Here is a 14515-nt window from a genome sequence, read left to right as displayed (position 1 = left end):
TTTGGCCAGATCGGGTCTGTTGAGTTCTTTCATTTTCCGAAAGATATTCTTCAAGGATGACATGGGCATTAGCTCCTCCGGCACCGAAGGATGATACACCCGCCATTCTCGGATATTCCCTCTTGATACCGTTATGTTCGATCACGGGACGCTTCCATGCAGCAAGTTCTCGCTGGACATAAAAGGGACTGTTCGCGAAGTCGATATGGGGATTTAATTCCGCAGCATGCAAGGAAGGTGCCAGCAGGCCGCTTTTCATCTGAAGAATAATCTTCATCAATCCAGCAATACCCGCCGCACCTTCTAGGTGACCGATATTTGACTTAGCAGAACCGATGGCACAAAATTGCGAATCAGTTGTATCGCTTCTAAATGCTTGTGTAAGTCCAGTAATTTCTATCGGATCCCCCAGTTCTGTACCCGTGCCATGGGCCTCAACATAACTGATCGTACGGGCATCCACGCCTGCTCTATCCAGTGCATGGCGAATCAGATCCCGCTGAGCATTAGGATTGGGGACTGTATAGCCATTGGTCTTACCACCATGATTGATGTTGGTGCTTCGTATTACACCATATATGTGATCTCTATCCTCAATCGCCTGGAATAATGGTTTTAACAGTATGGCTCCTACGCCTTCACCCGGAACAAAACCATCCGCATCTTTCCCAAAGCTTTTACATTTACCGCTCTGCGACAGCATCCGCATTTCACACAGATAAGCATAAGTCGAAGGATGCGTATACACATTAACTCCACCTGCAATAGCCATCTCACATTCTCCCCATCTTAGATGCTTACAGGCTTCGTGTACTGCAGACAGAGAGGAAGAACACATTGTGTCAATCGGCAAGCTTGGGCCATGCAAATCTAATATATAGGAGATACGATTCGCTATTGAGCTAAAAGAAGTATTTGGACGAATATCTTCACCCTGCTTCCATAGATCAGGGCCGTACCATTCAAATCCGGTTCTAGTAATACCGGCAAAAACTCCAACCTTGCCTTTGTGCCGCAGAGCAATCTTTTCCTTTGTATAACCTGCATCCTCAAATGTCCGCCAACACTCTTGCAGAAATAACCGTTCTTGAGGATCCATATTCATTGCTTCATGGGGTGAAATTCTAAAAAAGCGAGGATCAAAATCAGCAAATCCATCAATGAATCCTCCCCATTTGCTGTAACTCTTCTTCTGTTCCAATGCTTTTCTTACATCGTTCACATAAAATCCATCTAAAGCCCAGCGTTCCTGTGGAATCTCGGTGATACAATCCCTCCCAGATTTCAGGTTATCCCAATACTCATCCAGGTTATTAGCTTGAGGAAAACGTCCGCTCATGCCAATAATCGCTATCGGCATATTAGCAGAATCCACAGTTTCCACAAGATTCACTCTCGACATTTGGCAAAACGGATTAGAATCGTTAAACTGCTTTCCCGCTCGTTTCAATAAAAATGGTAATGTTACTTTTTCACTGATAATCTCTTTCCGGGTCTGTTGTTCTTCCAGTTTTTCTGAGTTCTCTCCCGTCAATCCAAAAAGCTCCGTCAATTTATTACTTTGGTTTTGTATGAAATACTCCACCAAATCATCAATGGTGTGACATTCAAAGAATAAGGTGCTACTGATATTGTGAAACACCTTGCGCAAGGCATCGGTCAAATGAGTAATCAGGATTGAATCTATCCCATATTGTTCAAGAGGCGCGCTTGAATCTAACTTCTGGTAATGAATTTTGAGTGCTTTTCCGACCAACTGTTTCATATAAGCTGTACTTTTCTCACGAAGCAGGCTTTCTACTCGCGCCGCATCTAAATTTTCCTGCATATCTTTATATTGTATTTTTTGCACCTTTGGTTTACATTCCATTTTATTCTCAGATACCTTGTCTTCTATTGAATTAGCAGTTTTCATGTACACGATCTGACATGTAGAAGTACGCATGATCAATTCCATGGCCTCCATGGCCTTATCAGGCTCAATTGAGTCCACACCTAATAGGGAAAGCATAATTTTAGATGATTCAGGCATAACCTCACCTATGCCGACTCCCCCCCAGAATCCCCAGTTAATGGTTTTAACCTTGGACAGCCATTCCTTTGAAAGTCTTTGTGCATATGCATCCTTGAATGTGCATCCCGTTGCATAACCACTTTGTCCCGCCAACTTTTGAAAGGAAGCAATCGACGAAAAAAAGACAACAAAGTCAAGAGATTCTTTTTCAAAAACTTTTGCCATAAAAACACTCGCATTGACTTTAACCCCTACGATAGCTTTATACAAATCCTCATCCACGGCCGATAGGCTCTGGTCAAGTAATCCGACAGCCGAATGAATGATGCCATTCACCGATGGATATATTCTTTTTATTTCCACATATGCCTTTTCTAACGACTCTAAATCAGTCGCATCCGCAGAGATATAGTGCGGAGCTGGACCCACAGCACTAAGTCTCTTAATCTTCCCCTCTATTTCCTTATTCTTTTGTCTTCGCCCAATCCAGATGATGTTTGCCTTATAGGTGCGAACCATATACTCGCTCCATATTTCTCCAAGCCCCCCTGCGCCGCCAATAACGACATAGGTTCCTGATTCTCGATAAATCGTTTCTCCGCTATCTACCGGAAATTTCCCCATACGGCAAGGCATGAGCTGTAAGCTGTACCAACTGCCGTTTCGGTGTGCAAGTGCGTTTCCTTCAGCATCTGCAGGGATGCTAAGCATCTCGGTAACCGGCCAATTCGATTCAGAACCCATGTCGAATAGGCGTACACCCCATTGAGGGAACTCTTTCGCCATCGTTCCAACCAAACCGTGAATTCCTGCATGAACCGGATTTATCCGCTCATTTTGGAATACAACTTGGCTGTTAATCGTGATGATGGTCAACTCCAGTTCCTTGTCGCTATAACCTAGTTTAAGAAGAGATTTTATCATTTGGAAAAGAAAAAACACTCCACTCGCTTGAGCCTTGAGTATCCCTTCATCCACAACGGATTTCACCTCGTGAGTGGGCGTTATCCAGACGACATGATCGATAGCTCCATAGCTTTCTAACTTTTCGGCAATTTCTTCAATACTACTTTCCTTGTCCTCACAATCCCACATCCGGGCGTTAGAATTTCCCCTTAAAAATTCAGCTCTGATCTCTTTTGTTCCACCGACAATTAGCTTGTTTTTATCCGGGGATGAATATGTCCCGTTCATCTCCATTCTGACCGGATTCCATGCAGGAACCATCATCATATTTTCTGCTGTTTCTTCGCTTGAATTTAACCCTGGCACCTGATATGAATACGTTTTCAATCTAATACAAACCTTTCCAGTCTCATCACACAGGACAATATCTACCCTTTGAGTTACGTCTTGCGCCAAAGCTGCCTTGCTGTTCTCCGCACTCAAGCTTACATGCGACCACATCTTTTTACTGCAGGCAGCGATAATTTCAAGTTCATCGAATGCCACGGCAACTGTCCGTTGAATCGCAATCTGATCTTCACCTTTCTCCTCTCGCACCATCAACCCATTTACCGACTGTAAGGCACTCTCGAGCAAACTCGGATGAAGCACAAAAGAATCCAAATCATCGGAAACGCAATCTGGAAGTTCCAATCTTGCTAATACACAATTTTGACCAACATACATTTCCTGTAGGCTCTTAAATCCAAACCCATTACTTATGCCAACCGCTTGTAAACGATTATAGTATTCATCAGACGTAAGATAATTCAAATTACACCTAGTTTTCGTCGTTTCCAAATCCAAAATAACGGTTTCATCAGCAGGAACGAAAATTCCACTCCCCTGGCTGTACACAAGTCGTTCTTGTCCATTTTTTTCTATGTCGCTATAGATTTCAAAGGAAATGGACCCGTCCTCTTCAGGCCAGACACTAATCTGAAGTTCCATCGATTCCAAGCCAACAGAAGCCGGCAAATTCCATACCACATTCTGAAGTCTGATTCTATTTGTTTCTTCGGCAAGACCATTGCCTGCATGCGCCAATGCAGCCCGGGCCATCTCTAAATAAACTGCGCTTGGCAATACATGTCCTTCATTGATTACATGGTCTTTTAAAAAAAATTCCTCCCCGGTGAAAGTCGAACGGTAAAATTGTCTTAATAAAGTCGATTTATTTTGATGAAGTAGCGGATGGATCACCAAGTCCAGATCTTTTTCCCTCTTCAGCAAATTACGAGTACGAGGTATCTTGAAGCGTTCCCCGATAAACGGATAAGTTGGGAGATTCATTCGCTTCCCAAGGGATGGAAATACTTTTTTCCAGTCAAAATCATATCCATTTATGTAGCATTCAGCCAGAATCAGAAGTTGTTTTCTATATTCAATATCCCGGAAACCCTTGCTTGCGCTAATTGTTTCCACCAATTTATCGATTTGTTGTAATGAAAGAGATGGAGCAAGATTTTCGGTGTGAGTTGCTGCATCGCTCCTACTAATACATTCTTTATTTTCCTTATCACTCAAAATCTCTGTCAATTTATCCTTTAAATCCGTTACGCTGTCTGTAACGAAGGCGATTCTGCTAGGAAAATGATCCCGGCCCAGAAGTAAAGTGGTGCTTATGTCAGCGAGATTGGTTTCCTGCTTATTTCTTTCCAGCCAATTTTCCAAATCGATTACTTTTAGCCGTAACGATTCATTTGTTTTTGCGGACAGGCAGATAAGGTGACAGAAATTCGAGTGTTCGGATGAATTAGGAATCGCGGGGGCTTCTTCCAGAATTACATGGCCATTGGTACCACCGAACCCAAAAGAACTCACACCCGCCCTTCGAGGGATATCCGCTTCTCCATCTTTTACACGGACCCACTCCTGTGTTTGATCAACAATATAGAAGGGAGTTTCATCAATTGAAATCGCTGGATTTAATTGATTGAAATTCAACAATCCCGGCAGCTGTCCATGTTTCATGGACAGGAGGACCTTAATCACCCCGGCAATTCCGGCTGCAGATTCCAAATGGCCAATATTGGTTTTGGCTGAGCCCAGACCGCAGTAATTTTTCTTTGGTTGATTGAGTTCGTCGTCGGGACAAAGGGCTCCGAAGGCTTTTAGAAGTCCTTGGAACTCGATGGGATCACCTTTCGGGGTTCCAGTTCCATGAGCTTCGATGTAATTGATGCTTTCGGGTGGGATTCCTGTCCTCTTTATGGCCTCAATGATAACGTCAGCCTGTGCATCAGGATTCGGATAGGTCACGGTGTACGTTTTTCCGCCGTGATTGATGGCACTTCCTTTGATAACACCATGAATGGGATCACCGTCTGCCAAAGCTTTGTCAAGCGATTTTAGTAATATAACCCCTGCTCCCTCACCACGTACATAGCCGTCTGCACTTTTGTCAAACGTCTTAACGGAACCTGAAGGAGACAACATCCCCATCTGAGAAAAAGAAATCTGTCTTGTAGGAGAAAGCAACATACTTATCCCCCCTGCCAAAGCCATCTCGCAATCTCCACTCATTATGGATCGACACGCAGTATGTATGGCTGTAAGGGAACCCGAACAGGAAGTATCGATTTGTAAGCTGGGACCTTTTATATTAAAAAAATATGAAATACGATTGGGAATCAAGGCTGAAGACGTACCTGTGGAATGGTGTGCCTCGACTGCTTCTTGATTCTTCTCTACAAGTTCTTTAAAATCAAAATTAAAAGCGGAAATAAAAACACCAATATTCTTTCCTGTTATAGTAGACGGACAAATTCCCGCATCCTCAAAGCAGGACCAGGAAAGTTCTAACATGATTCTTTGCTGGGGGTCCATGGCATCTACTTCCCTGTTGGATAAGCCAAAAAAGCGGGCATCAAAAGCATCAATAGCCTTAATAAATCCGCCCCACCTACTTACACTTATATTCCTCTCAAATTCAGGCATTTCATGATATTCCCTCCAATCCCACCGGTCGGCGGGAATTTCTTGGATGCTGGAGCGCCCCTCTTTCAGATTCTCCCAATATTCATTATAATTCATTGCCCCCGGGAAACTGCACGCGATACCAATGATTGCAATATCTATTTCCTTATTTTTACTCGCTGATGTTTTTTTCTTGGATTTTTTTATCATAGTATCCCTCTCATTCGATAATTATGTATTATAAAATAAAAGGTTCTTCGCAGTTTACCATGACTACTTTCCGCCCATTATGATAGTAAAACGGAAATATCCAATGTGATAGCTTACATTGCCATTCCTCCATCTACTCTTATTACTTCACCAGTAATATAATCACTTTGACTGCCAGCTAGAAATACCACAACATTTGCCACATCCTCAGGTTTCCCAACGCGCTTTAAGGGTATTAATTCCAAATCCAAACGCCTGCGGTCTCCTTTGATACTCTCGATCATTTCTGTATCTATGAGTCCGGGAGCCACAGCATTGCAGCAGATATTTCTCTCCGCAAGTTCCTTTGCAATAGATTTTGTAAGGCCTATTATCCCTGCTTTTGCGGCAGAATAGTTTGCCTGACCCGCATTGCCAAATATACCAGAAACAGATGATATATTTATGATTTTTCCACTGCGCCTTCTTATAAATCCATAATAACAGCATTTTATTGTATTAAATGCACCTTTCAAATTTGTATCTAACACATCATCATAGTCCTCGCTCGTCATAGAAAATACCAGCTCGTCCCTTATGATTCCCGCATTGTTTACAAGAATATCTATTCCACCGAAATCCGCAACAATGTTTTTTACCGTTTCCTTTACGATTTCAAACTCAGACACATCACACTTATATATCTTCGCTTTCACTCCGATATTCTCCGTCTCTTTACAGGTTGCGATGGCATCTGCCTCATTGCTCGCGTATATTATGGCAACATTTGCCCCTTCTTGTGCAAGTTTCAAAACAATTGCCTTTCCTATTCCTCTAGATCCCCCAGTAACAAGGGCAACTTTTCCTTTTAAACTCATTTCTTTACCTCCGATCCTGTTACAAACAGTAACAAATAATCACGATGGATTTTCCTCCCGTGAATTAATTCAATAAGAAGAGATGTTTCATTACCGTGTTTTCATTCCGGATAACCTATCAAGTATATAATCGGCGGCAGGTTCTTCTGGGCGCGTGACATACCCACTTCCCAGGTATAGCCCTTGATCTGAAGCGAAGCGGTCATTTCTTCGAGCTCTTCTTTTGTATAGATTCGCACACCCGACACGAATGCTTCGAACATCATGACAAGGGGAGCAACGGGGAAAAGATATGTAAAAAACAACCGGGCACTGACAGTCGGCAGGCTCCCTCGCATGGCTTTTGCTGAAATGACCCATAAATAGATAAGGAGCAGGGGGGAAAACAGAATCTGGATCGGCAGAGTAAGCCATTTCATTCGACGCGACATAGACATCGTTTCAAAAACACCAATCCCCACGCGCTGTTCTGCCGCATCCGCGAGTATAGCCCGGGCGATCGGCGGCTTCATGTGGTGGAATCCACCGATAAGAGTTCTTACCCCTTTCAATTCAGGCGTTACTTTAGCAGCATCCACCGGTATGGATAAATAATCCGCCTTACCCTTGTATTCACTGGTAATTCTCCCTGTAATTTCTTTGTTGGGATATTTGTCCGTAAGTATAAGCTTTACAGACTTGTCCTCATGTTGAAGATGCTCAATCAGCCGCAGCCAAGGGCCGCCACCGCCGGAACAGAGATCGATAATTTGATTGGTATTTGCTTTTTGCATTACCTTTTGGATGATCGGAATGATTCCGTCAAAAAGCTGACTCTTCGTTACCATTTCCTGAAGCACATCCGTGATAAGATCACGCAACATTTTGGGGAACCAATCATAATCCATAAATTCAAATAAATGCAGCCGTTTCATTTGCATTCTCCTTTTATCTTTGCTTCTATGTATTCCCTATCAATTCTGGTATAGCGTCATGATCTTCTCTTTGACCTCCGGCTGATGAAATGTCAAATCATGCATCTTGAGTTCTTGCTGGATTACGCTCGGAAGTTTATTGCGTAGATCCGCTACAAGATGGTCCTTAAGGGTAATCAAGGAGAATCTTGGTTTTTCGGCAATTATTGCAGCCAATTCCATCGCTTGCTCCAGGACATCCTTTCGCGGATAGACTTCAAAAGGAATGCCCCGTTTCTCAAGTTCCGCGCCGCGGTAAGTACGGGCACTTATCAAAAAATCTTCAGCCAGACTTATGCCCAATTTTGCGGGCAATATGCACGTTGCGCCAAAACCTGGTGTGAACCCGTATTTCATGAAGCTGGCCGTGTATATGCTTTCAGAAGCCATGATAATGAAATCGGCACACAATCCAAGGGCCAGTCCGCCTCCAATTGCATGACCCTGCATCGCGGCTATCACCGGAATCTTGCAATCCAAAGGCAGACTATATATATTCTGAGTCCCCGTTGATGTTACAGAAAATGTCGCCCTGCCTTCGTATATGGCGATTAACCCCTCCTGGGTGCCGCCTGACGCAAAATAATTATCGTAACCGGTTAGAATCACGACTTTATACCGGGGATTCGCATCGATAGTTTCAAAAGCATGTTGCAAACCGGATATCAATTCTTCGGTAAACGTGTTTTTATTCACCTTGTCCTGCATCGTCACCAGGGCGATATCCGGTTGTAATTCTTTTAACTCCACTACGGACTCGTTCATCATTCAACCCTCCCAAGGATATATTCCTTTTTCCGCAAATTGATAAATCTTTTCCAGGTTCCGGGGGTCTGAAAAAATCTCGAGGTTGGCCGCAATAGCGATTTCCTTACATTTGAATACCGTATCATTTAGCCTTGCCATATAGTTTTTGTATTGTTCAATTCCTGCTTTAGGCAGTTTTTTAAGACGGGAAAGGTGCTGCCGCAGCAGATTCTCGCTCTTCTCTTGGTATGCGTCGACCAGTCCCCAGTTATAGGCCTGCTGTGCAGGGATAGGTTTGGTCATGAGAGTCAGATAGTGCGCTCTCTGAAATCCGATCCTCCGGATCAGGAAAGGCAGAACCATTGCCGGAAAAAGCCCGAACAACAGCTCGGACATACTGAAAGTTGCGGTATCATCGGCAAGCACAATATCGCTTGCAGCTACAAAACCGACCCCGCCGGCATTTGTCTGTCCGCGCACATGCGAGATTGTAATGAAAGAACCGGTTGTCATTTTCAGCCACAAATCATAGAGCGGCGCCGGATTATTTTCGCTCCGTTCCTGGCTCTGTCGGTGGGAATGAATCCCTTGGAAATCAGCGCCGAAACAGAATACTTCAGGCAATCCCTCGAATACGACGATGTTGATTGTATCTTCATACGACCTAAGAATTTGATGACATTCTTCTATTAGCAAGGCATCAATCGTATTCTTCGCTTCAGGTCGGTTAAATTGCACGAAACAGATCGACTCTTCAAATCTGACCTTAATTGTTTTCCAGTCCATAGAATGCACCTCAAACCCAGACATATTCCCGGTGAAACTCGCGTATTTCACTCAGCAGCAGTCTTCCTTTGCCCTTAATGGCAGCAAGAGCCTCAGGCACCAAGTCAAAGTCGAGCTTTACATTGCGGGTACCAAATTGAACTGCCCCATTCCCCTTCAACAGGGATTCATATTGATCCATGTTCAGCTCATAGCGTTCATCTAATTGCTGTTTGATTCTCATTCGTTTTATCTGCTCCTGTCCCCTGGCCGTTACGACCCCGCTGTAAAATTCCGAGCAGCAGCCTGAACCGTAGGAGAAACAGCCCAATCTTTTCGGGGAATCGAATCTGCCGTTATCGATCGTGCTGATTAAGGACAAGAATACCGTTGCCCCCATAATATTTCCGACTCGCTGGCAATAGGTTAATCCCGGGATAACCCGTTTAATAAAATCCTCTTCAATCAACTCGGGTGTTGCCTTGCACATTTTGCGCATCATGGTACGGTGGGCTCCTTTAATCATCCCTCCGAATGGGGTATGAAAGACCAGATAGTGGAAGGAATCGGCATAATCAGCACCGGTTACGCGTTGTTGATATTCCAAGTAAGCCGCTTCGCAGCAATCTAGATAGGACATGAGGGACAGGTCGGCATTTCCAGCCTCACTGTCGGGGATTGGCCTGCACGTGTCCATAACCTCAAAGCCGTAATATCCGTTCGCACCGACATCGGCTTGATACACATAAGGGGTTTCGCTTATCAGCATTGCCACTGCCCCCGCTCCTCCACTCGGCTCGGCAAATGACCAATCTGCAGAAAGCGCTTCTCCCGCATCCGCGGCTATAAATCGAACGGTATCCGTCGCAATCACCAGCGCCTTGGCCCCGGGAGATACCTGTGAGAGAACAAGATTGATACCCATCTGAAGACCCGCCGTTCCCGAGTAGCAGGCATTCTTCAATTCAAAGAGCCGACAGTTGCGATTTAATCCCAGGTAATGGTGAATATAGGTACTTAAGGATTTCCCAAAATCAACACCCGATTCCGTGCAGGTTATCACCATTTCGATACGGTCTATTTCCGGCTGGGTAAGGGAGTCTATCAGGGGTTTTGCCGCATTAACCGCAAAGGATATTGGATCTTCATAAGGAAGGGCAACGGTTTTTTCTTTCATTAACAGGTTTTCAAAGCGCTCATTTTCCAGGTTGCGGTGTTGTGCCAGTTTTCGGACATTCAGGTATGCTGAACCACCGTAAAAATTAATTGCTTCAATTCCAACTGAAAGTCCGCTCATCATTGAACCCCCCTTTTTATAAGGATGCTTGTATTCATTCCGCCAAATCCAAATGAATTACTCATCGCAATATCAATCTCGGCTTTTTCTGATCCATCGGTGCAAAAAAGCAGCTGATCATCTATGGGGTCATCCAGATTCAGATTGGGATGGACGAAGCCCTCATTCGCTTGCAGCACCGTTGCCACAGCTTCAACAACCCCTGCTGCGAACAGACAGTGACCTGTTAAGGATTTGGTTGAATTGATCCATATTTTTCTGGACTCTTTTCCCAACACTCTCTTAATTGCTTTTGCCTCGGTTATGTCTCCCATGGGCGTTGAGGTGGCATGGGCATTCACATAATCAATTTCATGACTTTCCACGCCTGCCCTCTCCAAAGCCAACATCATAGCTCGAACTTCCCCATCCTCATTTGGATTGGCAAGACGGTTGGCATCCAGGACAATGGCCCCTCCCGCCAGCTCGGCCAATACCTTTGCCCCTCTCTGCTTTGCCGATTTCAAGGATTCAACCACAAGGCATGCACTACCTTCTCCACACACAAATCCATCATGTTTCTTATCAAAAGGTCTACATACTTTTTCCGGATGAGTTTGAAAATTTTTGCCCCCAAGCGCACCCAGGTTATAAAATCCCATCCTCTCCACATCCGACAGCTCTGTAAGAGGACCAACCACGATACAGACATCCAGTATGCCTAGTTCAATCATTTGCATGGCTTTTATAATCCCGACATTTCCACTGGCCGAAGCGCCTCCCGCAGTAAAACTTTCTCCCGTGATACCGAAAATCTCACTCAAGGTTGCTACCTGGTCCGTATCCATAAACTGAAGGGCATAGCCGGGAGAAACAAACTCCGGCAAATCAACAAACTTTTTATAAGCACCAAAATTGGCGTATTGGGAAAGGTTGCTGCCAGAAACCACAATTCCGATCTTTTCAGCACTTGCCGGGCAAGTATCAAGCCCGGCGTGTATCCATGCCTCCATCATTGACACCACCGAACAATGCAACGACTTTGAGGATCTCTTTGCAGCGTTTCTTGCCTTGTAAACGAAATGAGGATGTTCTTTCTCCATCTCCTTCATCCTGGCATCGAAGGAAAAATTGGTGATTCGCGCTGAAATCCCCAATGGCAAAGGCAAGTTATCACCCGGCATCTCAAATGATATGCCGTTGCTGCCTTTCTTGAGGGAAGTTAAAAAATCCCCTATATTACTGCCAATCGAACAGACTATACCCATTCCTGTGATGACACTTCGGGGACGCCCATTGTACAGCACATCATCCAAGTTCCAATTTCTTTTCATAGAGCAAGTCCACCAATGCCTGAATATCTTTTAAATTTCCGAATTGCACCATGGGTATTTTGATTTTCAGATCCTCCATCGATTTTACGATGATCTCCATTCTGTCAATAGAGTTTGCCCCCAGGTCTCTAAGGCTTTGTTCCATGCTAATCTCATCGGCAGATACTTCAGGAAGAAATTCAATGATACTTCCTTTGATTATTCCGAATATTTTATCCTTTGTCATTTTATACCTCCATCCTTTAATTTACTGAATCTTTTTTGTAAAATCTCGGCCGTATCATTCATCAATTTTTTGCCGATCACATCCACATGTCTCTTCCGCCAATCTTCTAGGTCAGATCCCTTCACCCACTGGTTAAATGCACCCAAGGCAGGTCCGCAGTGTACTTGGTAATCAACCCTGTTATCCACGTCTCCGCTAAGCGCAAGCCGTGTGGAATATTCGAAATACCATCTAAAGATCAAAGCCATCTTATGCTTTGGGTTTTTTTCCGCTTTATCGATCTCACTCTGGGGGAAGGAGTCTGTCACATCTTCGTATACCTGTTCAAAGCTTCTCTTGAAATATCTCTCCTGAATTTGTATCTTTGTCTTCTCGTCTATCTCATGAATGGAATCATACTGTCTGTATAATTCATATAACTTGTTGGCACGAAAGGGGAAGAAGACGCCCTTTTTCATGACCTGCACCTTAGCGCCAAACTCAAACATGTCTCCTGCTGGAGCATATTCGGTATCCTGAACATTAATTTGCTGAAGCATGTCTTTTACCAAATCACTTGTCCGTGCTTCAACGGTGCACTGATTAATGGAACCTGTAACGATAAAGTCTGCTCCCATGATGAAGGATGCCGCTGCAGCTTCAGGTGTACCGATTCCGCCTGCAGCGCCAACTCTGACCATTTTTTTGTAGTTATACTTTTTCATCATGTCGTCTCTCAAGCGCAGCATGGCAGGCATCAATGCATAAGCCACACCGCGGTCGGAATGCCCGCCTGAATCCGCTTCGACACATAGATCTTCAGCCATCGGCAGTTCCTTTGAAAGCTCTGCCTCCGTGGAAGTGATCTGATTTTCATTCAACAATTTTTCAACAATTCTGGAAGGTGCAGGACTTAAAAATGCTTCGGCAACTTCAGGTCTGGATACTTTCGCTACAATTCTATTGGTTGCGACTACATGACCCGACTCATCGCGTCTAATTCCTTTCAGTCTGTATTTTACGATTGCAGGCGTCATGCTTATAAATGCAGAAGCTTTAACGTTTCTTACTCCGTATTTCAAAAAGAGATTGACGGCTTCCTCTTCTTTACTGGGGTCATTTTGATCGTAAATCAAGTTCATTCCAAAGGCTACTCCTCCGCTCAATTGCTTTTGAAGATACCGGATCGCCTCTTCAATCTCATCAAGTGCAAGTCCCCCTGTGCCAAAGAAGCCCATCATGCCTGATTTGCCCATTTTTTCGACTAATTCTTTGGATGCAATCCCCTTATACATAGCACCTGTAAGGTACGCATATTTCAAACCATAGTCCTGTTTAAAGCTCCTGTTCCCAAGATGTTCACCCATAAAGCTGCTTTTTGATTCATGGCATTGTACCTCTGGATCATCAGTTGGATCCTCATTCACATAAATCGGTTTCGCTTCTCTCTGGATACTTCTAATCATTCCAGTCAGGACGTTGCCGGGACCAACCTGTACAAATTCTACTTCACCTTTTCCCATCAGGTATTGAATACTTTCCGACCATTTGACCGAAGACGTGATCTGATTGACCAATGTGATGTTGACATCTTTCTTTTGGTAAGGTCTTGCGAATACATTCGATATCACAGGAATTACGGGAGACTTCAATTCAAACTGTTCCAGATATTCTTCAAATAATATCCTCGAGCTTTCCATATACCTGGAGTGAAAGGCACCGCTAACCTTTACTACAATATAGTGTCTTGCCCCTGCTTCTTCAAAAATACGCTTCGCTTCTTCTATGTCTGATTCCATACCTGAAATAACGATTTGTGTTGGAGTATTCAGGTTGGCAATGTCAATCGAATCAAGTCTATTCTTTTTTAAAACTTCCCTTACATCTTGCTCTTTAAGGCCCACAACGGCAGCCATTCCACCGTGTGATGCCTGTCCCATCAACTCGCCTCTCTTTTTCACAAGCTTCAACCCGGTTGCAAAATCAAAAACATCTGCCGCCAGAAGCGCATTATATTCTCCAAGGCTGTGGCCGGCAACATATTCAGGTTTTACGCCCGTGTCCTGTATTTTTTTCAAATAACTCATTGCATTCACCACATAGAGTGCGGGTTGCGTGTACTGTGTGAACCCCAGTTGGTTTTCCGGATCTTCAAGGCAGAGTCTCTTTATGGAGTAACCCAGTATGCGATCAGCTTCATCAACAAGTCCCTTGAACTCATCGAAATACTCCGCTCCCATCCCTTTTTGCTGAGAGCCCTGTCCTGGAAATAAATAGGCTAACACAATAA

8 protein-coding genes and 1 pseudogene are annotated in these 14515 nt (G+C 44.2%); all 9 read right to left on the bottom strand.

Annotation, left to right across the window (positions count from 1 at the left end; genetic code table 11):
- Window positions 1–34: 34 nt before the first annotated feature.
- A pseudogene (locus tag JSQ80_RS21750) lies at window positions 35–6088 on the bottom strand (SDR family NAD(P)-dependent oxidoreductase); the annotation flags it as partial.
- A 113-nt stretch (window positions 6089–6201) separates the two neighbouring features.
- Window positions 6202–6945 (bottom strand): 3-oxoacyl-[acyl-carrier-protein] reductase, encoded by a 744-nt coding sequence (gene fabG, locus JSQ80_RS21745; RefSeq protein ID WP_206096661.1) that lies wholly within the window; start codon window positions 6943–6945, stop codon window positions 6202–6204.
- A gap of 101 nt (window positions 6946–7046) precedes the next feature.
- Window positions 7047–7859 (bottom strand): hypothetical protein, encoded by an 813-nt coding sequence (locus tag JSQ80_RS21740; protein WP_206096660.1) that lies wholly within the window; start codon window positions 7857–7859, stop codon window positions 7047–7049.
- Window positions 7860–7898: 39 nt separating this feature from the next.
- Window positions 7899–8663 (bottom strand): polyketide synthase, encoded by a 765-nt coding sequence (locus tag JSQ80_RS21735; RefSeq protein ID WP_206097684.1) that lies wholly within the window; start codon window positions 8661–8663, stop codon window positions 7899–7901.
- 3 nt (window positions 8664–8666) lie between these two features.
- Window positions 8667–9431: an enoyl-CoA hydratase/isomerase gene (locus tag JSQ80_RS21730; RefSeq protein WP_206096659.1), complete on the bottom strand. Its 765-nt coding sequence runs from the start codon at window positions 9429–9431 to the stop codon at window positions 8667–8669.
- 10 nt (window positions 9432–9441) lie between these two features.
- Window positions 9442–10707: a hydroxymethylglutaryl-CoA synthase family protein gene (locus tag JSQ80_RS21725; RefSeq protein ID WP_206097683.1), complete on the bottom strand. Its 1266-nt coding sequence runs from the start codon at window positions 10705–10707 to the stop codon at window positions 9442–9444.
- Window positions 10707–12020, bottom strand: a complete 1314-nt coding sequence (locus tag JSQ80_RS21720; protein WP_206096658.1) for a beta-ketoacyl synthase N-terminal-like domain-containing protein — start codon at window positions 12018–12020, stop codon at window positions 10707–10709. The genes JSQ80_RS21725 and JSQ80_RS21720 overlap by 1 nt, the downstream gene beginning before the upstream one ends.
- Window positions 11995–12246: a phosphopantetheine-binding protein gene (locus tag JSQ80_RS21715; RefSeq protein ID WP_206096657.1), complete on the bottom strand. Its 252-nt coding sequence runs from the start codon at window positions 12244–12246 to the stop codon at window positions 11995–11997. The genes JSQ80_RS21720 and JSQ80_RS21715 overlap by 26 nt, the downstream gene beginning before the upstream one ends.
- Window positions 12243–14510: an ACP S-malonyltransferase gene (gene fabD, locus JSQ80_RS21710; RefSeq protein WP_206096656.1), complete on the bottom strand. Its 2268-nt coding sequence runs from the start codon at window positions 14508–14510 to the stop codon at window positions 12243–12245. Before fabD ends, JSQ80_RS21715 begins: the two co-directional genes overlap by 4 nt.
- Window positions 14511–14515 lie beyond the last annotated feature (5 nt).

Origin of the sequence: Paenibacillus apiarius, from assembly GCF_017052585.1 — a bacterium.
In the GTDB taxonomy this organism is placed as follows: domain Bacteria; phylum Bacillota; class Bacilli; order Paenibacillales; family Paenibacillaceae; genus Paenibacillus_B; species Paenibacillus_B apiarius.
This window is presented reverse-complemented; position numbering and strand designations above follow the sequence as displayed.